Genomic DNA, 19,075 nt, shown 5'->3' on the forward strand with positions numbered 1-19,075 from the left:
ATACCTCCTCGGTGGTAGAGCCGGGTTATGTGGTAGTAACCACGCAGATTTCAGGGTTTTTCTCCCACACAATGGTTCTAATTCGGAAAAACGATCCGCAGACGGGTTGATGGAGAGAGAGACCATGAGTCATTTGATCGACAAGCTGAGCTACTTCAGTAAAAAGCGCGAGTCCTTCGCGAACGGCCACGGCGAAACCCACGATGTAAATCGTGACTGGGAAGATAGCTATCGCCAGCGCTGGCAGCACGACAAAATTGTGCGCTCCACCCACGGCGTAAACTGCACTGGCTCCTGTAGCTGGAAAATCTACGTCAAAAACGGCCTGGTGACCTGGGAAACCCAGCAAACCGATTACCCCCGTACCCGTCCGGATCTGCCTAACCACGAGCCTCGCGGCTGTCCACGTGGCGCCAGTTATTCCTGGTACATGTACAGTGCCAACCGCCTGAAGTATCCACTGATGCGTAAGCATTTGATGCAGCTTTGGCGCGCAGCCCGCATCCAGTTCAATGACCCGGTTGAAGCCTGGGCTTCCATTGTAGAAGACCCCAAGAAAACCGCCGAGTACAAACCCCGCCGTGGTATGGGCGGTTTTGTGCGTTCTAGCTGGGATGAAGTTAACGAACTGATTGGTGCGGCAAACGTATACACCGCCAAGAAAGTTGGCCCGGACCGCATCATCGGCTTCTCGCCAATCCCGGCTATGTCTATGGTGTCCTACGCCTCTGGTAGCCGTTATCTTTCGATGATCGGCGGCGTGTGTCTGAGCTTCTATGACTGGTACTGCGATTTGCCACCGGCTTCTCCGCAAGTCTGGGGTGAGCAGACCGACGTTCCTGAATCTGCCGACTGGTACAACTCAGGCTACATCATTGCCTGGGGTTCCAACGTGCCTCAAACCCGTACGCCGGATGCCCACTTCTTTACCGAAGTGCGCTACAAGGGCACCAAGACCGTTGCCATTACCCCGGATTACGCAGAAGTCTCCAAGCTGTCGGATGAGTGGCTGAACCCCAAGCAGGGTACAGATGCCGCTCTGGGTATAGCTATGGGGCATGTCATCCTCAAAGAGTTCCATCTCGAAAACCCCAGTGAGTATTTCACCGATTACGTGCGTCGCTACACCGACATGCCGTACCTGGTAAAGCTCGACAAAATGGAAGATGGCCGTTACGTACCTGGCCGGTTCCTGCGCGCCAGTGATCTGGTGGGTGGTCTGGGTGAAGAGAACAACCCCGAGTGGAAAACCATTGCCATTGATGAAGCCAGCAACCAGCTGACCGCGCCTAACGGCTCTATCGGCTATCGCTGGGGCGAAAAGGGCAAGTGGAACCTGAAGCAAACTGCCAAAACTGAAGATGTCAGCCTGCAACTGTCCCTGGTTGAAAAGCATGACGAAGTGGTTGATGTAGCTTTCCCGTACTTTGGCGGCATCAAGCATGACCACTTCAAGTCCGTTGAAATCAGCGACACTCTGACTCACAAGTTGGGTAGCCGCAAAATAGAGTTGGCCGATGGTGGCGAAGCTCTCGTGGTTACCGTGTACGACCTGATGATGGCCAACTACGGCATCAGCCGTGGCTTGGGCGAAGACGACGGCGCAACCTCCTACGATGAAATCAAGCCGTACACTCCGGCCTGGCAGGAGAAGATCACCGGCGTACCCGCTGAAAAAGTGATTCGTATTGCCCGTGAATTTGGTGAGAACGCCCATAAAACCAAAGGCCGTTCCATGATCATTGTTGGTGCCGGTATGAACCACTGGTATCACATGGACATGAACTACCGCGCGCTAATCAACATGTTGGTTATGTGTGGCTGTATCGGCCAGAGCGGTGGTGGCTGGGCTCACTACGTAGGCCAGGAAAAGCTGCGCCCGCAGACTGGCTGGCAGCCGCTGGCATTTGGTCTGGATTGGCAGCGTCCACCACGTCAGATGAACGGTACCTCGTTCTTCTACGCCCATTCCGGGCAGTGGCGCTACGAGAAGCTGGATGTGAGCGAGATTCTGTCGCCTCTGGCCGACAAGTCCAAGTTCGGTGGAAGCCTGATCGACTACAACGTGCGTGCCGAGCGCATGGGGTGGTTGCCATCTGCGCCACAGCTTAATCGCAACCCGCTGACCATAGCAGCAGAAGCTGAAAAAGCCGGTATGGATGTGCCTGCCTACGTGACCCAGTCCATGAAGGACGGTTCACTGGCCTTTGCATCGGAAGATCCGGAAGCGCCTGAGAACCACCCGCGCAACATGTTTATCTGGCGCTCCAACCTGCTGGGCTCTTCCGGTAAGGGTCACGAGTACATGCTCAAGTACCTGCTGGGTACCACCAGTGGGCTGCAGGGCAAAGATCTCGGACACAATGGCGGCATGAAGCCAGAGGAAGTGAAGTGGCGTGACGAGGCTCCTGAAGGCAAGCTGGACCTGTTGGTTACACTCGACTTCCGCATGTCTACCACCTGCCTGTATTCAGACATAGTTCTGCCTACCGCTACCTGGTACGAAAAGAACGATCTGAACACATCAGATATGCACCCGTTCATCCACCCGCTGACCGCTGCGACCGATCCCGCGTGGGAATCCCGCAGTGACTGGGAAATCTACAAAGGCATCGCCAAGTCCTTCTCCAAGGCGGCGGAAGGCCATCTGGGTGTTGAGAAAGACGTGGTTACCCTGCCGCTGATGCACGATGCCGCAGCCGAGCTGGGCCAGCCGTTCGATGTTAAAGACTGGAAAAAAGGCGAGTGTGAGCTGATTCCGGGCAAAACAGCGCCGAGTTTCATCACCGTGGAGCGGGATTACCCAAATACCTACGCGCGCTTTACCTCCCTTGGGCCTTTGATGGACAAGCTGGGTAACGGCGGTAAGGGGATTAATTGGAACACCGAAAAAGAAGTGAAGTTCCTGGGTGAGCTGAACTACAAGCACATCGACGGAGCGAACGCAGGCCGTCCGAAAATTGAAAGTGCCATTGATGCAGCAGAAGTGATTCTGACGCTGGCTCCGGAAACCAACGGCCATGTGGCGGTTAAAGCCTGGGCTGCGTTGTCGGAGTTTACCGGTCTGGACCACAGCCACCTGGCGGTGGGCAAGGAGCACGAGGCGATTCGTTTCCGCGACATAGTCGCTCAGCCGCGCAAGATCATCTCCAGCCCCACATGGTCTGGTCTGGAAGACGATCACGTGTCCTACAACGCTGGTTACACCAACGTGCATGAGCTGATCCCCTGGCGCACGCTGACAGGCCGTCAGCAGTTCTACCTGGATCACGAGTGGATGCGTGCCTTTGGTGAAAGCTTGCTGGTGTACCGTCCGCCCATCAATACCAAAGCGGCTGCACCTCTGCTGAATGCCAAGCCTAACGGCAACCCTGAGAAAGCGTTGAACTTCCTGACGCCGCACCAGAAGTGGGGCATTCACAGCACATACAGCGATAACCTGATGATGCTTACCCTGTCTCGCGGTGGCCCCATTGTGTGGCTGAGTGAAGACGATGCCCGCGATGTGGGTGTGGAAGACAACGACTGGGTAGAAGTGTTCAACGCCAACGGTGCTATTGCAGCCCGGGCGGTGGTGAGCCAGCGGGTTATGCCGGGCATGATGATGATGTACCACGCTCAGGAGCGGATTGTGAACATTCCGGGCTCTGAAGTTACCGGTACCCGCGGCGGTATCCACAACTCAGTAACCCGGGCCTGCCCGAAGCCCACTCATATGATTGGTGGCTACGCGCAGTTCTCTTACGGCTTTAACTATTACGGAACCGTGGGTTCCAACCGCGACGAGTTTGTGGTGGTGCGCAAAATGAAAAACGTTGATTGGCTTGACGGCGAAGGCAACGACACTGTTCAGGAGGCTGTAAAATGAAGATCCGTTCCCAAGTAGGCATGGTGCTGAACCTGGACAAGTGCATCGGTTGCCATACCTGTTCAGTGACTTGTAAAAACGTGTGGACCAGTCGTGAAGGCATGGAATACGCCTGGTTCAACAACGTAGAAACCAAACCCGGCATTGGTTACCCGAAAGAGTGGGAAAACCAGGACAAGTGGAAAGGCGGCTGGATGCGTGATGCCAGTGGCAAAATCCGCCCGCGCATTGGCGGTAAGTTCCGGGTACTGGCGAACATTTTCGCTAACCCGGACCTGCCGGAAATTGACGATTACTACGAGCCGTTTGATTTCGATTATCAGCACCTGCACACCGCAGGCGACAGCAAGCACCAGCCGGTTGCACGGCCACGTTCGCTGATCTCCGGCAAGCGCATGCAGAAAATCGAGTGGGGCCCGAACTGGGAAGAAATCCTGGGTACTGAATTTGCCAAGCGTCGTAAGGATAAAAACTTCGACCAGATTCAAGCCGACATTTACGGTCAGTTTGAAAGCACATTCATGATGTATCTGCCGCGTCTGTGCGAGCACTGTCTGAACCCTACCTGTGTGGCAAGCTGCCCAAGTGGCGCTATCTACAAGCGGGAAGAAGACGGCATCGTACTGATCGATCAGGACAAGTGCCGTGGCTGGCGGATGTGTGTATCCGGCTGCCCGTACAAGAAGATCTACTTCAACTGGAAAACCGGTAAGTCTGAAAAGTGCATTTTCTGCTACCCGCGGATTGAAGCTGGTATGCCGACCGTGTGCTCCGAGACCTGCGTAGGCCGTATTCGCTACCTGGGTGTGCTGCTTTACGATGCCGACCGCATTGAAGAAGTGGCCAGCACTCCGGGCGAGCATGAGCTTTACGAAAAGCAGCTTGAGATCTTCCTGGATCCGAACGATCCGAAAGTCATTGAGCAGGCCACGAAAGACGGCATACCAATGAACGTAATCCAGGCGGCTCAGCGCAGCCCGGTATACAAGATGGCAGTGGACTGGAAGCTGGCTCTGCCACTGCACCCGGAATACCGCACTCTGCCGATGGTTTGGTACGTTCCGCCACTAAGCCCGATCCAGTCTGCAGCTGAAGCTGGCAAGGTTGAGTTTGACGGCATACTGCCGAAGATCGAAAGCCTGCGTATCCCGGTGAAGTATCTGGCCAACCTGCTTACCGCGGGTGACGAGAAGCCGATAGTGCGTGCGCTCAAGCGCATCATGGCCATGCGCCTGTACAAGCGCGCAGAAACCGTCGATGGCGTTGAAGATCTGCGTGCACTGGAGGAGGTCGGCCTGACCAAGGCTCAAGCCGATGAAATGTACCGTTATCTGGCTATTGCGGATTACGAGGACCGTTTCGTGATTCCCACCAGCCATCGTGAACTGGCGAAGGAAGCCTTCCCGGATGCACACGGTGAGCGCGGTGGTTGCGGCTTCAGCTTCGGCGACGGTTGCAGCGGTGGTGACAGTGAATTCAGCATGTTTGGTGGTCGTAAAAACACTACCTCCATGGTGCAGAAGCTGACCACGGTGAAGCAAGTCGACCCCAAACAGCTGCAGAAGTAAGGAGGCCGCATGAAATTATTGAAAGTACTGGCACGAATTCTGGAGTATCCCTCCGCTGAACTTCAGGCCTCCAAAGACGCCATGGTTGCTGCTGTCCTGGAGGACAGCAGGCTGCCACGGAAAAACAAGGAGCAATTGCTCGAGTGTATTGACCGCTTGTGTGAGGGTAATCTGCTGGACCTTGAAGAAGCCTATACGGGCACCTTCGATAAGGGCCGCGCCACCTCGCTGTTGTTGTTTGAGCACGTGCATGGAGAATCCCGTGACCGTGGCCAGGCGATGGTTGATCTGATGGAGCAATATCGCGCCAACGGGCTGGAAATCGATGCCAAGGAATTGCCGGATTACCTTCCGCTGTTTCTGGAGTATCTGTCGACGCGGCCCTGGGAAGAAATCCAGAACTGGCTGGAAGACATCCACCACATTCTGGGTCTTCTGGGCGAACGTCTGTATCAGCGCGAAAGTATGTATCACGTAGCCATGGACTCGTTGCTGGAACTGTCCGGACGTAAAACAGACCGTCAGGAACTGGCACAACTCGTGGCCTCGGAAGAGCGTGACGATACAGCGGAAGCGCTGGACAAGGTCTGGGAAGAAGAAATGGTGAAGTTTGTGGATGACCAGGGCAGTTCCTGCAATACAGGTGGTGTTGTTGGCCAGCGCCGCCGTGAGATGGAGCAGACCCAAACCATTCACCTCAGTGATCATCTGATGACGGATGTAACGCCCGCTCAGGCGCGTGCTGCCGCGAGAGACGCCTGAAGGCGCAAGAGGAGACCAAGATGATGTCTTATCTGAATACACTGCTTTTCGGAATTTATCCGTACATCGCTCTGGTAGTGATGGTTGTAGGTACCTGGGCGCGGTATGACCACGGCCAGTTCACCTGGAAGGCTCACTCCACCCAGATGTTGAGCAAGAAAAACATGGTAATGGCCAGCGTGCTATTCCACGTGGGCATATTGGTGATTTTCTTTGGCCACCTGGTTGGCCTGTTAACTCCGCACTTTATGTACGAGCCGTTCATGACCGCAGGCACCAAACAGGTGTTGGCAATTGTGGTTGGCGGTATTGCAGGTGTGATGTGCCTGGTAGGGGGCGCCATGCTGGCCTATCGCCGGCTGACCGATCCCAGGGTCAAGGCCAGCAGTACCTTCGCTGACAACATGATCATCATCATACTGGTCGTTCAGGTTGTGCTGGGTTTGTTGACTATCTTCCCGACACTGGGCCACCTTGATGGCGGCACCATGCTGCAACTGGCAGGCTGGGCACAGGCAATATTCACCTTCCAGGGTGGCGCTGCAGACTACGTGGCTGGCGTACATTGGATTTACAAGCTTCATATGTTCCTGGGCTTGACGATCTTTGTACTCTTCCCGTTCACCCGTCTGGTGCACATGTTGAGTGTGCCGCTGGAGTACTTCGGCCGGAAATACCAGGTTGTGCGCAAGCGGGCGTAAGAGATAAAGCGCTTCCTCGCCCCTCTCCCCTCGCGGGAGAGGGGCTGGGGGAGAGGGGGTAGCCCCACTGAAAACATATACGGAGACCTACCATGCAACTTATCCCCACCGGTGAACCCGAAAAACCCAGAAACCAGTTTCCGCCAGTGTATGTGGGTGAAACCCTGATATCTGAAGAGGATATTGCCAGGGAAATGCAGCACCACCCGGCAGAAGAAGTTGCCGAAGCCTGGCACGAAGCTGCCAAGAGTCTTGTTATTCGCGAACTTCTGTTACAGCAGGCCCAAACGCTGAAGCTACCAGAAGAGCTGGATGAAGAGGCCATGATTGCCCGGGTGCTGGAGCAGGAACTGGATGTGCCGGAACCCAGCGAAGCCGACTGTGAGCGCTTCCATGCAGCCAATCCCGGGCGCTTCCGTAGCCCGACCCTGATGGCAGTGAGCCACATACTGCTGGCTGCAGCGCCGGACGATGTGCAGGAGCGTATGCGTCAGGAAGAAATCGGGCAGCAGTTACTGACTTCGCTGATCGAAGGCCGCGCCCAGTTTGCGCCGCTGGCCAAGCAGTACTCTGCGTGTGAATCCCGTCACCAGGGTGGTAGCCTCGGGCAGATAAGCAAGGGGCAGACCGTAGAAGAGTTTGAGCGGCCAGTACTGACGCTCAAAGAGGGCCTGAACCCGGAATTGATCGAAAGCCGGTACGGCTGGCACATTGTGAGAGTCGATCAACGTATTGATGGCGAACAGCTGCCGTACGAGCATGTAAAACCGCAAATTCGTCAGTACCTCAGTGAAAGTGTGACCCGCCGTGCGTTTCGCCAGTATTTGCAGGTTCTGGCCGTCGAGACTGGCGTTGAGGGTGTGGACCTTGAGCTGCCTGACTCACCCTTGATGCAGTAATTAAAAACATGAACACGGGCGTTTTTCTGGAAAATAGGTAGCAATGCGAAATATTGCGTTAAGTCAATTATTGCCAAGTATCCGTGATACTACCCCCATGGGGGGAGCGATTTTTCAGGAGTATCCTCCTATTATCTAAAACATGATTTTGAATGCATGATTTGAAAGGGGATAAATCAATGATAGCTGCGCAATCTGCACAAACCCGCTACGCCAAACCTGTTGTGTTGGCGGTCAATGAGTTCACCAGCGGTGAAAGTGGACTGCAGCCAATGCGCAGCCACGCCCTGTTTAACACGCTCAGCGACGAAGACTTTGAAAATCTCGTACTGCAATCCCGCCGCCTTCGCCTGGGGCACCACCAACTGCTTTACCGGCAGGATATGCCGGCCCACCATTTCTTCTTTGTGGTATCCGGGCGCTTGCGCTTGTATCGGCTGGATTCCTCCGGCATTGACCGCACTCTTGACAGCATTGCCCCTGGCGACTGCTTTGCAGAAGTGATGATTTATGCCGATCCGGCCCGCTATGCCTGCTACGCTGAGGCATTGAAATCCAGTGAAGTTCTGATGATTCCGGTGAAAGCCTATCAGGACCTGCTTGAGAGCAAGCCGGAGTACGCCAATGCAGCCCTGCGGCATTACGCCAAGCGCGCTGTTTCCCGGTTTCACGATCTTGAGATTATGACGGTTCAAAACGCCCGTGATCGATTGATCCGATACCTGATCGACTTGCTGCCCAATGGTGTTTCCGAGGGGGGAGAGGTGGAATTGCCTTTGCCAAAGTGTCTGGTTGCGTCCAGGCTTGCCATGCAACCGGAAACCTTTTCGCGGATTTTGGCAGATTTGAAGTCCAACGGACTTGTGCGCGTAAACCGGAGCAAACTGTTTATCTCCGACCCCAAGCGATTGATCGAAATCAGTCAGTAGAAAATCGAAAGGATATTGTCTTCATGATTAGCAGTTACAGTGATTTGATCAAAACAGCAAAAAGCGAACACGAGCCCCAGCGCCTTTTGTTTGTTTTTTGTCGGGCGGAACTGCCAGATGATGCATCTGCAGACGAAAAAGCCGCGTTCGAGCGAGGCGAGGGTGGCGCGCTTACGCCTGTTATCTGCGTAGACAAAGCACTGGAAGAGGTTTTGGAGTTTGCAGCACTGGTTGAAGAGTCGGAAGGCACGGGCCAGTCATGGGACGTGGTATTCGTTGCGGCCATGTCGGGCAGAGGGGGCACACCTCCATCTACCGATGAAGCCCAGCAGCCACTGACCATGATGGTTGAGTCTATTCGTTTGGGACATGTCAGCAATTACCTTCCGTTGGATAAGAGTGGGAACGCGGTTAGCCTCGGTTGATCTGACTCTTTGTTTTCCCATTCATTGCAAACAGTATCCATAAAGAGGTATTTGTTTTATCTGACAATCACTTAGGCTGTTTGATTCAGGCATAAGTGATTCGTTGGTTTCGTCGGGAGCTTGTTTTGAACGTTATTTTCCGCAGTGTCTTTTGTTTCTTTGTCCTGTTTCTGGCGACCATGCCGGTGGCTCAGGCCGAGCCGCTCAGCCAGTATGAGCCAATCTCCGGTCGACAGGTTATCCAATCGGCCTTCCCCGAAGTAACCCGGTTTGAACCACGGGAAGGCAACCGAGCCATTCAAGAGCTGTACGCCGATGACGAGCTGAAAGGTTATGCCTATCAGTCTCTTGATTTTGTCCAGACTCCTGCCTATTCCGGCAAGCCACTCAATGCCATGGTGGTGCTGGATACCGAAGGCACTATCCGCTTTGCCAAAGTGATTCACCATGATGAGCCCATACTTCTTGTGGGTATTCCCGAAAGCAAAATGCACGCTTTTACCGATCAGTACACCGGCTTGAAGGCAGATCAGCGGGTCACTGTTGGTGGCACCTCTACTGAGCGCAAGATTGCTGTTGATGGCCTATCCGGTGCCACAGTAACGGTTATGGTAATCAACGAAGTCATAATGCGAACTGCCCATCGGGTGGGTGTCGAGCTTGGGCTTGTAGAAGGCAGTGGCACCAAGCGTCCGCCAACGGCCGAGGTTATCAAAGACGGTTTTGTGCCTCGCACTTGGGAAGAGTTGACCGGCGACGGCTCAATTCGCCGCATGTTGCTCAGCAAGGGTCAGGTAGATGACTCCTTCAAGGGCACCGAGGCAGAAGGCGTTGAAATTGCAGCTCCTGGTGAGCGTGATGAGCCGCTGATTGATCTGTATGCGACCTACCTGGATACACCTGTAATTGGCCGGAACCTGCTGGGCGAAAAGCAGTATGACTGGTTGATGTCTGAGTTGAAGGAAGGCGAGCAGGCGATTGCCGTAATGGCTAACGGCGAGTATTCCTTCAAGGGTTCAGGCTATGTGCGCGGGGGTATATTCGACCGCGTTCAGATTCGTCAGTACGGCGATACCTTCAACTTCCGCGACCTCGACTTTTTCCGCCTCAGCGATGTTTACGCAGCGGGCATGCCCAGCTTCAAGGAAATGGCGATTTTCATTATTCGCCAGCAGCACAACTTTGACCCGGGCGCGCCCTGGACTCTGGAGCTGACTGTAAAGCGTCAGACGGGCCCTCTGGACAGTGAGTTTCAGGTCTTTCCACTCGAATTCCAGCTGCCGGACCAGTATTACACCCGTGCAGAGCCTGTCCTTACCGAAGAGGAATGGCTGGAGTCTCAGCCACTGTGGGTTCAGGTTTGGTATCAGCGCCAGTTCCAGGTAATCGTTCTGGGCATCGGAATTGGTGTGCTGTTACTGATTCTGTTCTTCCAGGACTGGCTGGTGAAAAAGCCAAAGATCACCCGTTGGATTCGCCACGCATTTCTTACCTACACCCTGTTCTTCATTGGTTGGTATGCGCTGGGCCAGTTGTCTATCGTTAACGTGTTGGCGTTTGTGCACAGTCTGGTCAGCGGCTTCACCTGGGAAACCTTCCTGATTGATCCGATTATCTTTGTGCTCTGGGCTGCCGTGGCTGGCATCGTGCTGCTATGGGGACGTGCTGTTTATTGCGGTTGGCTGTGCCCATTCGGAGCCTTGCAGGAACTGATCAACGAGATTGCACGGTTCTTGAAAATACCTCAGTACACCGTGCCCTGGCCCATCCATGAGCGCTTGTGGGCGTTGAAGTACATCATTCTGCTGGTGCTGTTCGGGGTGTCTCTGGACTCCCTGGCGACGGCTGAGAAAATGGCAGAGATCGAACCCTTCAAAACTGCGATCACCCTGCATTTTGATCGTAGCTGGCCCTTCGTGACTTACGCGCTGCTCCTGCTGGTGGTGAATATTTTCACCCGCAAGGTCTTCTGCCGCTATATGTGTCCGCTGGGAGCTGCGCTTGCACTGCCAACCAAGTTGCGCGTTTTCGACTGGCTGAAGCGTCGGAAGGAATGTGGCAATCCCTGCCAGCTGTGTGCCAAGGAATGTGAAGTTCAGGCTATTCATCCTGACGGCACCATCAACTATCAGGAATGTCATTACTGTCTGGATTGCCAGATGACTTATTTCGATGACCATAAATGTCCTCCGCTTATCGTTAAGCGTCGTGGCAAGCGTCGTGGTCATAACGCACCGGGCCACCCGGAGGGAATTCCAGTGGTGCAGGTGACGTAGCAGTGTAAAACCAAAAAAAAGAGAAACAGAAATAGAAATAGAACCGCCATTACCAATAACGGAGTTCAATGCTATGAAAAAGAAAGATGAGTTAGGAACCGAGGTTGCCGAAAATGGCGAAAGTGGGCTAAGCCGTCGCCGTTTCCTGGGAGCGACTGCACTGGCTGGTGCAGTGGGTGCTGCTGGCCTGGGTGGTGCTGTAATGACTCGTGAGTCTTTTGCTGCTGCAGCGAAGGAAGCCCAGAACAAGATCCACGTTGGGCCAGGCGAGCTGGACGAATACTACGGATTCTGGAGCGGTGGTCACCAGGGCGAGGTTCGTGTTCTTGGCGTTCCCTCCATGCGTGAAATCATGCGGATCCCCGTATTCAACGTTGATTCAGCTACAGGCTGGGGTATCACCAACGAAAGTAAGGATATTCTGGGCCGCGACAAAACCTACCTGAACGGCGATTGTCACCACCCGCACGTTTCCATGACCGACGGTCGTTACGATGGCAAATACCTGTTCATCAACGATAAAGCCAACACTCGTGTAGCGCGTATCCGTCTGGATATCATGAAGTGCGACAAGATTACTCACATCCCGAACGTGCAGGCTATTCACGGTTTGCGCCTGCAGAAAGTGCCGCACACCAAGTATGTGTTCTGCAACGCAGAATATATGATTCCGCATCCCAACGATGGTAGCGATTTCTCCATGGAGAACAGCTACACCATGTTTAACGCACTGGATGCGGAAACCATGGAAGTCGCCTGGCAGGTAATTGTAGACGGCAACCTGGACAACACCGACGCCGATTACACTGGCAAATATGCGGCTTCTACCTGCTATAACTCCGAGAAAGCCACGGATCTGGCCGGTACCATGCGTAACGACCGCGACTGGGTAGTTGTGTTCAACATTGAACGCATTGAGGAAGCCGTCAAGAATGGCGATTTCAAGACCCTGGGCGACTCTAAAGTTCCAGTGGTTGATGGCCGTGGCAAATCCAGGCTGACCCGTTACATTCCTGTGCCAAAGAATCCGCACGGCGTTAACACCTCACCAGATGGCAAGTACTTCATTGCCGCCGGTAAGTTGTCGCCAACCTGCTCGGTGATTGCCATCGACAAGCTGGACGATGTGTTTGATGACAAGATTGAACTTCGTGACGTGATTGTTGCCGAGCCAGAGTTGGGTCTTGGGCCTCTGCATACTACCTACGATGGCCGTGGTAACGCATACACCACGCTATTTATCGACAGTCAGGTAGCCAAGTGGAACATTGCAGATGCCATCAAGCACTACAATGGTGAAAAGGTGAACTACCTGCGCCAGAAGCTGGATGTGCATTATCAGCCAGGCCATAACCATGCGTCTCTGACGGAATCCCGCGATGCCGATGGCAAGTGGCTGGTTGTGTTGTCGAAGTTCTCGAAGGACCGTTTCCTGCCGGTTGGCCCTCTGCACCCGGAGAACGATCAGTTGATCGATATTTCTGGCGAGGAAATGAAGCTGGTTCACGATGGTCCTGCGTTCGCAGAGCCACACGACTGTATTCTGGTTCGTCGTGATCAGATCAAGACCAAGAAGGTATACACTCGCGACGATCCGTATTTCGCCGGTGCTCGTGCTCAGGCAGAGAAAGATGGCGTTACGCTGGAGTCTGACAACAAGGTGATTCGCGACGGTAACAAGGTTCGCGTATACATGACGTCGGTTGCACCTATGTTTGGCTTGAATGAGTTCAAGGTAAAACAGGGCGACGAGGTGACTGTGTATGTTACCAACCAGGATACCATTGAGGATGTGACTCACGGTTTCTGTATGGTAAACCACGGCGTGAGCATGGAGATCAGCCCTCAGCAGACGTCTTCGGTGACCTTTGTTGCGGATAGACCGGGCGTTCATTGGTACTACTGCAACTGGTTCTGTCACGCTCTGCACATGGAGATGACTGGCCGGATGTTGGTAGAGAAGGCCTGATTTAGCTATGAAATCCGGGGCCCTGTGACGGGCTCCGGTTTTTCTGACTTTGGAGTAGCAAGACACTGGAAGAGCGCTTTTCAAAACACGCTGTGGATACGTCCGTGTACGCTTGGCTGCGCCCTTTAGCGCTAATGCTCCTGCGTCGCGCTAAAGGTCCTGGGCAAGCCGTCCATGGCTTGCCCGTGAAGTGCTTCGCACTCCACCCATGGCTCCGCACAGTTTTGAAAAGCGCTCTTCCAGTCCCTTGCCCGAATTTGGCAGTCGCTCTTAGTTCGAGAACTTATTTAATGCACCACAATTTGCGTTTAGGGGTGGCCCTGACAGTCGCCGTGCTATCGCTGACCGCGCAGGCTGATATTCAGCAACAGCTGGATGCTCTGCAGCCTGGCGCTACCTTTGAACTCCCTTCTGAAATCCTTCCCCCTATGGCCATTCGGGTGCCGGGGGTGACTGTGGCTTGCCGCCCGGAAACACTGATTGATGGTGGCGGTGCGGGCAATGCGGTGGTGATTGAGGCAGAGGATGTAACCCTTTCAGGGTGCCGTATCCGTAACTGGGGTACGGACTTGAACCAACTTAATGCAGGCGTTTTCGTAAAGCGAGAGGCCCGTGGCGCGACGGTGGAGAACAGCGATCTGCAGGGTACGGCGTTTGGTATCTGGCTGGATGCGGCGCCAGATGCGACGGTGAGGAACAATACGATTTGTGGCGATGCGAGAGTTCGCCCGAACGATCGGGGTAATGGTATCCATCTGTTCAATACCACCGGTGCGCTGATTGAAGGTAATGATATTCGCCAGACCCGGGATGCGATTTATATTGAGACGGCGAACAAGAACAGGATTCGCAATAACACCATGGCGGATTTGCGTTACGGGATTCACTACATGTATTCCATGGACAACCTCCTGGAAGGCAATGTGACCCAAGGCACTCGAACCGGTTATGCGTTGATGCAGAGTAAGCGTCTAACGGTGATCAATAACCGTTCCGAGAACGATGAGAATTACGGCATTCTGATGAACTTTATTACCCAGTCGGTGCTGCGGGGGAATGTGGTTTCAGGGGTGTCTCAAGGCCAGACTGCCGGGGTGTCAGTTTCCGGGGCAGAGGGTAAGGCCGTTTTCATTTATAACTCTTTGTACAATACCTTCGAAAATAATGTGTTTCGGGACAGCGGTGTAGGCATTCACCTGACCGCAGGCTCGGAAGACAATCACGTTTTCCGTAATGCGTTTATCAACAATCAGCGCCAGGTCAAATATGTAGCGCTGCGCACCCAGGAGTGGTCGAAGGACGGTGTGGGCAATTTCTGGAGTGATTACCTGGGCTGGGATCGTAACCAGGATGGCATTGGTGATGTGCCTTATGAGCCCAACGATAATGTTGATCGTCTGTTATGGACCTACCCTGAAGCAAAAATCCTGATGTTCAGTCCAGCGGTGGATACGCTGCGTTGGGTTCAGGAAGCGTTTCCTGTTGTTAAGGCCGCGGGTGTCAAAGATTCTCACCCCTTGATGAGCCCCCCAAAATTGTTGGAGCCGGAGTCCTGATGAGCTGTTTTCGTCTTGAGAATGTGAGCTACCGGTATGATAAAGCGCTGGTGCTGAATGGCGTTGATCTGCGCCTTGAGCCCGGAGAGATCCTCGGGTTGTTTGGCCACAATGGCGCTGGCAAAACCACCAGCATCAAGCTGATTCTGGGGTTGATGACGCCGTCCCAAGGTAAGGTATCTGTGCTTGGTGGCGAAGCGGGCGATCCTAAAATCAGCCAGTACATCGGCTACTTGCCTGAAAATGTCATGTTCTACCCGCAGCTGACTGGTCGCGAAATCCTGGCGCATTTTGCACGCCTGAAAGGCGCTAATCTGCGCCAGGTTCCTGAGTTGCTGGGGCAGGTGGGGTTGGATGATGCCATGGATGCACGGGTCAAAACCTATTCCAAAGGCATGCGCCAGCGCCTGGGCCTTGCTCAGGCTTTGCTTGGAAAGCCGCGTCTGCTGATGCTGGATGAACCTACGGTAGGCCTCGACCCTATTGCTACCGCTGACCTTTACCGTTTGTTGCGCACGCTGCGGGATGATGGAACGGGCATTGTTTTGTGCTCCCACGTACTTCCGGGTGTAGAGCCTTATATTGATAGGGCCGCGATTCTGACCGATGGCAGTCTGAAGGCGGCGGGAGACCTTGCTTCACTGCGCAGGCAGGCCAACATGGCCACAACGCTGTCTATTGAGCCCGAAGGCACTGTGGCAGCGCTGGAAACGGTTGTGAATGATGCCAAGGCTTCTGCGGGGTTGATGATGCGACACGAAAATGGGCGGCTTCACGTGGATGTTCGGCCCGCCGAGAAGATGGACTTGGTGAAAGCGTTAATGGAATCGGGCCAGGTGCGTGATCTGGGTATTTACGAGCCGACTCTGGAGGATGTGTACGTGCACTTTATCGGGTCTGGTGGCCTTGCTCATCGAGGAGGCGCCCAATGAACAGCATTTGGACCATTGCGCGTAAAGAGTTAAGCGACAGCCTGCGCAACCGTTGGCTGATCGCCATTGCATTAGTGTTTGCTACCCTTGCGGTGGGCATTGCCTGGTTTGGTGCAGCGGCTTCCGGGCAGGTGGGTTATGCGTCTACCCCTGCAACCATCGCCAGCCTGGCGAGCCTGGGTATCTTCCTGATCCCGCTCATTGCTCTGTTACTCGCCTACGACGCCATTGTGGGTGAGGAAGAGGGCGGCACGCTTCTGTTGTTGATGACCTACCCACTAAGCCGTGGGCAGCTGTTGTTCGGTAAGTTTCTGGGGCACGGGCTGACATTGGCTCTGGCTACCTTGATAGGGTTTGGCGTAGCGGGTGTTGCCATTGCCATACTGGTAAAAGACGTTGCCGTTGGTGCGCTGGCTGTCGCCATGCTGCGCTTTATTATTTCTACCACTCTGCTGGGTTGGAGCTTCATTGCGCTAGCGTATGTGGTTAGTGTGCGGGTCAGTGAGAAGCCCATTGCCGCTGGATTGGCCTTGGCGATCTGGTTCTTTTTTGTGCTTATTTTCGATTTATTGTTGCTGGGCATGCTGGTCGCCAGCCAGGGCGAGTTCAACCCGGAGTTGTTGCCATGGCTTCTGCTGCTCAACCCGACCGACATATACCGTTTGCTGAACATAGTTACTTTTAGTGATAGCACTCAGCTTAGCGGTGTTCTTAGTCTTGGTTCTGATTTGCCCATTGGCCCGAACGGGCTTTGGCTGGCACTGGTCCTTTGGTTTGTTATTCCTTTAGCCGGCGCCTGGGCACTGTTCCGTGGCCGCCGTATCTGATTCACGTAACCACACTATGGCTAAAACACTATGGAGAGCTCCATGAAGTTTGCTCAATTAAAATCCCTGCCGTTATTGTTGATGTTCGCACTGCTTTTGGTGGGATGCTCGGGCGAAGCAGAGAAGGTTGTCGAAAAGCCTGCGCCAGTGCACATTGAATCCGGTGACGAGTGCCACGTATGCGGCATGGCTATAACCCGTTTCCCAGGGCCCAAGGGCGAGGTTATTACCGAGAAAGAGCAAACCGTTCACAAGTTCTGCTCCACTCGCGACATGTTTGCCTGGGTACTGCAGCCAGAGAACGTTATGCGCAAGCATACTCTCTACGTTCACGACATGAGCCAAACCGAATGGGCCAGCCCTGACGACACGGCTTTGATCGACGCCCGTGAAGCAGTTTACGTAATTGGTTCAGAACGCAAAGGTGCCATGGGCCAGACTATGGCGTCCTTCTCTACAGAGGCGGCCGCCCATGATTTCATGAAGGAATACGGTGGTGAAATGCTGCGCTACGACGCAATCACCCTCGAGCATCTCAATACCGAGATGCCCATGGGTGATATGCACGGTGACATGCATAGCGATATGCATGGGGAGATGAAGCACTAAGGCCGGACTTTTCTCCAAAGAGCCCGTCCTACAATCCTCACCTTGTCCCGGGTTGCCATTCTGCCAAGGTTGGTTTTTACCACGCCTTTGGTGAACCGGGTCGATTTGGAATAGTCGATGCGCACGTCTACCAGAACCGGCCGCCCGGCGGCCGACTTCAGCAGTGCGATCTCCAGGCTGTCAGAAATATCCTCATTTCCCGCCATTGAAACAAACTCCACGCCAACGGCTTTGGCAAATGCCTCGTAGTCCATTGCGCCAAGTACAGTGCAGGTCTTCTGGTTGTACGGAATTTGCTGTGCCTGGGCGATCTGCGACAACTCGCCATCGTTGAACACAAAAATCATCACTCCGACGCCAAGGCGCGCAGCGGTTACCAGTTCCATGCCAGTCATCAGTAAAGCCCCGTCGCCTACAATGCCGACTACCTGGCGCTTTGGGTTTGCCAGCTTTGCACCGATAGCATCAGGAACGCAGTAGCCCATGGCGTTGAAATCGCTGGGAGACATGTAGTTCCGTGCGCCCAATATGGGTAATAGCTCGGCCACCAGGAAGGTATGGTTACCATCGTCAGCGACGACAATTGCATCGTCATCAAGGCGTTCGCGCAGGTGGCTGAAAAACAGCTCCGGGTTTACCCGGTCGCCGCTGTCGTGGTCCCGCCACTCTTTCTTGTAGGCGGCTTTGTCTTGGGCAATCTGCTCGCGAATTCCTGTGTTGGCTGCAGTCGGCTGCAAGGTTTTTACCGCTTTCAGAAGCGCGGGCAGTGTAACCCTCGCATCTCCCTCGATGGTATGGCTGGCCGGGTAGTTGGCGCTGAATACCTCAGGGTTGATGTCCATGTGAATCAGGGTTTCTGGCGGGTTAATGCCATAGCTTCCGGTGGGGATTTCGGAGAACCGGGTTCCTATAGCTAACAGGCAATCTATCTTTGCGAAAGCATTGGTTGCTGCAGGAACCGCGTAATTACCCATGCCCATCCCGGTGTGCAGAGGGTGGTTGCCCGGGAAGGCGCTAAGGCCCTGAAGGGTTGTTGAAACGGGTGCATCCAGCAGTTCTGCCAGCTCGATCAGCTCAGCCTGTGCATCAACCGAACCCCAACCTGCGAAAATTCCCGGTTGCTTTGCTTGCACCAGTGCCTGGGCTGCGGCATCAACCAGCGACTGCTCTGGCTGCTTTGGTTCGGGTGGCGCCTTGTAAAGAGGCATGTCATCCACGTCGCCCAAAAAATTGCTTATGTTGACCGGGATTTCGATAAAGACCGGCCCGGGCTCGCCGCCCATGGCTATGTCGTAGGCTTCGTAAAGGGTAGGGATGATTTCCCGGTGGCTGGCAATGCGCCAGGTCTTTTTGGTGATCGGTTTGAGCAGAGCGTGCTGATCCATCTCATGGAGTTGGTATCTGTGTCCGGATTCTGAATGGATTCCACCGGAAATGATCATCATGGGGATGCCATCGATACCCGCTTCACCAATGCCGCTGGCAGCGTGGGTAACACCTGCCGCCGGTACGATCAGCATGGTGCCAAGTTCGGCACCGGTGCGGCTGATGGCATCGGCCATGAAGGCTCCACCACACTCATGGGTGACAAGGGTTGGCTCAATGCTTTCTGAGCGGTTCAGTTCATCATAGATTTCGGTGGTGTGAACGCCTGGGATGCCGAATGTGCGACGTATGCCGAGCTGTTCCAACGCATGGCGAACGAGAGTCGCGCCAGTTTTCTTCATGGGTATGCCCTGATAATTATTATTGTG

At 54.3% G+C, this 19,075-nt stretch carries 14 protein-coding genes; 13 read left to right on the forward strand and 1 reads right to left on the reverse strand.

Annotated features, from left to right (window positions below; translation table 11 throughout):
• The first annotated feature begins 124 nt into the window (after positions 1–124).
• The 13 genes from RKA07_RS14915 (at position 125) to RKA07_RS14975 (ending at position 17,321) form a co-directional block, all read left to right on the forward strand.
• Positions 125–3,868, forward strand: a complete 3,744-nt coding sequence (locus RKA07_RS14915) for a nitrate reductase subunit alpha (protein WP_310966676.1) — start codon at positions 125–127, stop codon at positions 3,866–3,868.
• A complete protein-coding gene (gene narH / locus RKA07_RS14920) occupies positions 3,865–5,436 on the forward strand; it encodes a nitrate reductase subunit beta (RefSeq protein ID WP_200368879.1) in 1,572 nt (523 codons plus the stop codon). Before RKA07_RS14915 ends, narH begins: the two co-directional genes overlap by 4 nt.
• A 9-nt stretch (positions 5,437–5,445) precedes the next feature.
• Positions 5,446–6,198, forward strand: a complete 753-nt coding sequence (gene narJ / locus RKA07_RS14925) for a nitrate reductase molybdenum cofactor assembly chaperone (RefSeq protein ID WP_200368880.1) — start codon at positions 5,446–5,448, stop codon at positions 6,196–6,198.
• Between the two features lie 23 nt (positions 6,199–6,221).
• Positions 6,222–6,899: a respiratory nitrate reductase subunit gamma gene (gene narI, locus RKA07_RS14930; protein ID WP_200369575.1), complete on the forward strand. Its 678-nt coding sequence runs from the start codon at positions 6,222–6,224 to the stop codon at positions 6,897–6,899.
• A gap of 92 nt (positions 6,900–6,991) precedes the next feature.
• Entirely contained in the window at positions 6,992–7,798 is an 807-nt protein-coding gene (locus tag RKA07_RS14935; protein WP_200368881.1) for a peptidylprolyl isomerase, read from the forward strand.
• Positions 7,799–7,977: 179 nt separating this feature from the next.
• Positions 7,978–8,727 carry a Crp/Fnr family transcriptional regulator gene (locus RKA07_RS14940; RefSeq protein ID WP_200202831.1) on the forward strand — a complete coding sequence of 250 codons (750 nt, stop codon included), beginning with the start codon at positions 7,978–7,980 and terminating at the stop codon, positions 8,725–8,727.
• A gap of 23 nt (positions 8,728–8,750) precedes the next feature.
• Positions 8,751–9,152, forward strand: coding sequence for a ribonucleotide reductase subunit alpha (locus RKA07_RS14945; RefSeq protein ID WP_200202830.1), 402 nt, complete (start codon positions 8,751–8,753; stop codon positions 9,150–9,152).
• Between the two features lie 179 nt (positions 9,153–9,331).
• Entirely contained in the window at positions 9,332–11,428 is a 2,097-nt protein-coding gene (nosR, locus tag RKA07_RS14950; RefSeq protein WP_310966755.1) for a transcriptional regulator NosR, read from the forward strand.
• A gap of 73 nt (positions 11,429–11,501) precedes the next feature.
• Positions 11,502–13,397 carry a TAT-dependent nitrous-oxide reductase gene (nosZ, locus tag RKA07_RS14955; RefSeq protein ID WP_200368882.1) on the forward strand — a complete coding sequence of 632 codons (1,896 nt, stop codon included), beginning with the start codon at positions 11,502–11,504 and terminating at the stop codon, positions 13,395–13,397.
• 290 nt (positions 13,398–13,687) lie between these two features.
• Positions 13,688–14,953, forward strand: a complete 1,266-nt coding sequence (locus tag RKA07_RS14960) for a nitrous oxide reductase family maturation protein NosD (protein ID WP_310966677.1) — start codon at positions 13,688–13,690, stop codon at positions 14,951–14,953.
• The gene (locus RKA07_RS14965; protein ID WP_200202827.1) at positions 14,953–15,885 is read left to right on the forward strand and encodes an ABC transporter ATP-binding protein; all 933 of its coding nucleotides are present in this window, start codon (positions 14,953–14,955) and stop codon (positions 15,883–15,885) included. The genes RKA07_RS14960 and RKA07_RS14965 overlap by 1 nt, the downstream gene beginning before the upstream one ends.
• Positions 15,882–16,712: an ABC transporter permease gene (locus tag RKA07_RS14970; protein WP_200202826.1), complete on the forward strand. Its 831-nt coding sequence runs from the start codon at positions 15,882–15,884 to the stop codon at positions 16,710–16,712. The genes RKA07_RS14965 and RKA07_RS14970 overlap by 4 nt, the downstream gene beginning before the upstream one ends.
• A 42-nt stretch (positions 16,713–16,754) precedes the next feature.
• Positions 16,755–17,321 (forward strand): nitrous oxide reductase accessory protein NosL, encoded by a 567-nt coding sequence (locus tag RKA07_RS14975; protein WP_310966678.1) that lies wholly within the window; start codon positions 16,755–16,757, stop codon positions 17,319–17,321.
• Here the strand turns inward: RKA07_RS14975 and RKA07_RS14980 are convergent.
• The gene (locus RKA07_RS14980) at positions 17,318–19,048 is read right to left on the reverse strand and encodes a thiamine pyrophosphate-binding protein (protein ID WP_310966679.1); all 1,731 of its coding nucleotides are present in this window, start codon (positions 19,046–19,048) and stop codon (positions 17,318–17,320) included. The two genes, RKA07_RS14975 and RKA07_RS14980, sit on opposite strands and share 4 nt — an antisense overlap.
• Positions 19,049–19,075 lie beyond the last annotated feature (27 nt).

It is taken from the genome of Marinobacter xiaoshiensis, from assembly GCF_031631795.1.
Lineage (GTDB): Bacteria > Pseudomonadota > Gammaproteobacteria > Pseudomonadales > Oleiphilaceae > Marinobacter > Marinobacter xiaoshiensis.

Excerpts from the sequence above, each read along its gene's own strand:
- RKA07_RS14945 (WP_200202830.1), top strand. The coding sequence starts at position 8,751 with ATGATTAGCAGTTACAGTGATTTGATCAAAACAGCAAAAAGCGAACAC.
- RKA07_RS14970 (WP_200202826.1), top strand. The coding sequence starts at position 15,882 with ATGAACAGCATTTGGACCATTGCGCGTAAAGAGTTAAGCGACAGCCTG.
- narI (WP_200369575.1), top strand. The coding sequence starts at position 6,222 with ATGTCTTATCTGAATACACTGCTTTTCGGAATTTATCCGTACATCGCT.
- narJ (WP_200368880.1), top strand. The coding sequence starts at position 5,446 with ATGAAATTATTGAAAGTACTGGCACGAATTCTGGAGTATCCCTCCGCT.
- narH (WP_200368879.1), top strand. The coding sequence starts at position 3,865 with ATGAAGATCCGTTCCCAAGTAGGCATGGTGCTGAACCTGGACAAGTGC.
- RKA07_RS14980 (WP_310966679.1), bottom strand. The coding sequence starts at position 19,048 with ATGAAGAAAACTGGCGCGACTCTCGTTCGCCATGCGTTGGAACAGCTC.
- RKA07_RS14975 (WP_310966678.1), top strand. The coding sequence starts at position 16,755 with ATGAAGTTTGCTCAATTAAAATCCCTGCCGTTATTGTTGATGTTCGCA.
- nosR (WP_310966755.1), top strand. The coding sequence starts at position 9,332 with ATGCCGGTGGCTCAGGCCGAGCCGCTCAGCCAGTATGAGCCAATCTCC.
- RKA07_RS14915 (WP_310966676.1), top strand. The coding sequence starts at position 125 with ATGAGTCATTTGATCGACAAGCTGAGCTACTTCAGTAAAAAGCGCGAG.
- nosZ (WP_200368882.1), top strand. The coding sequence starts at position 11,502 with ATGAAAAAGAAAGATGAGTTAGGAACCGAGGTTGCCGAAAATGGCGAA.
- RKA07_RS14935 (WP_200368881.1), top strand. The coding sequence starts at position 6,992 with ATGCAACTTATCCCCACCGGTGAACCCGAAAAACCCAGAAACCAGTTT.
- RKA07_RS14965 (WP_200202827.1), top strand. The coding sequence starts at position 14,953 with ATGAGCTGTTTTCGTCTTGAGAATGTGAGCTACCGGTATGATAAAGCG.
- RKA07_RS14960 (WP_310966677.1), top strand. The coding sequence starts at position 13,688 with ATGCACCACAATTTGCGTTTAGGGGTGGCCCTGACAGTCGCCGTGCTA.
- RKA07_RS14940 (WP_200202831.1), top strand. The coding sequence starts at position 7,978 with ATGATAGCTGCGCAATCTGCACAAACCCGCTACGCCAAACCTGTTGTG.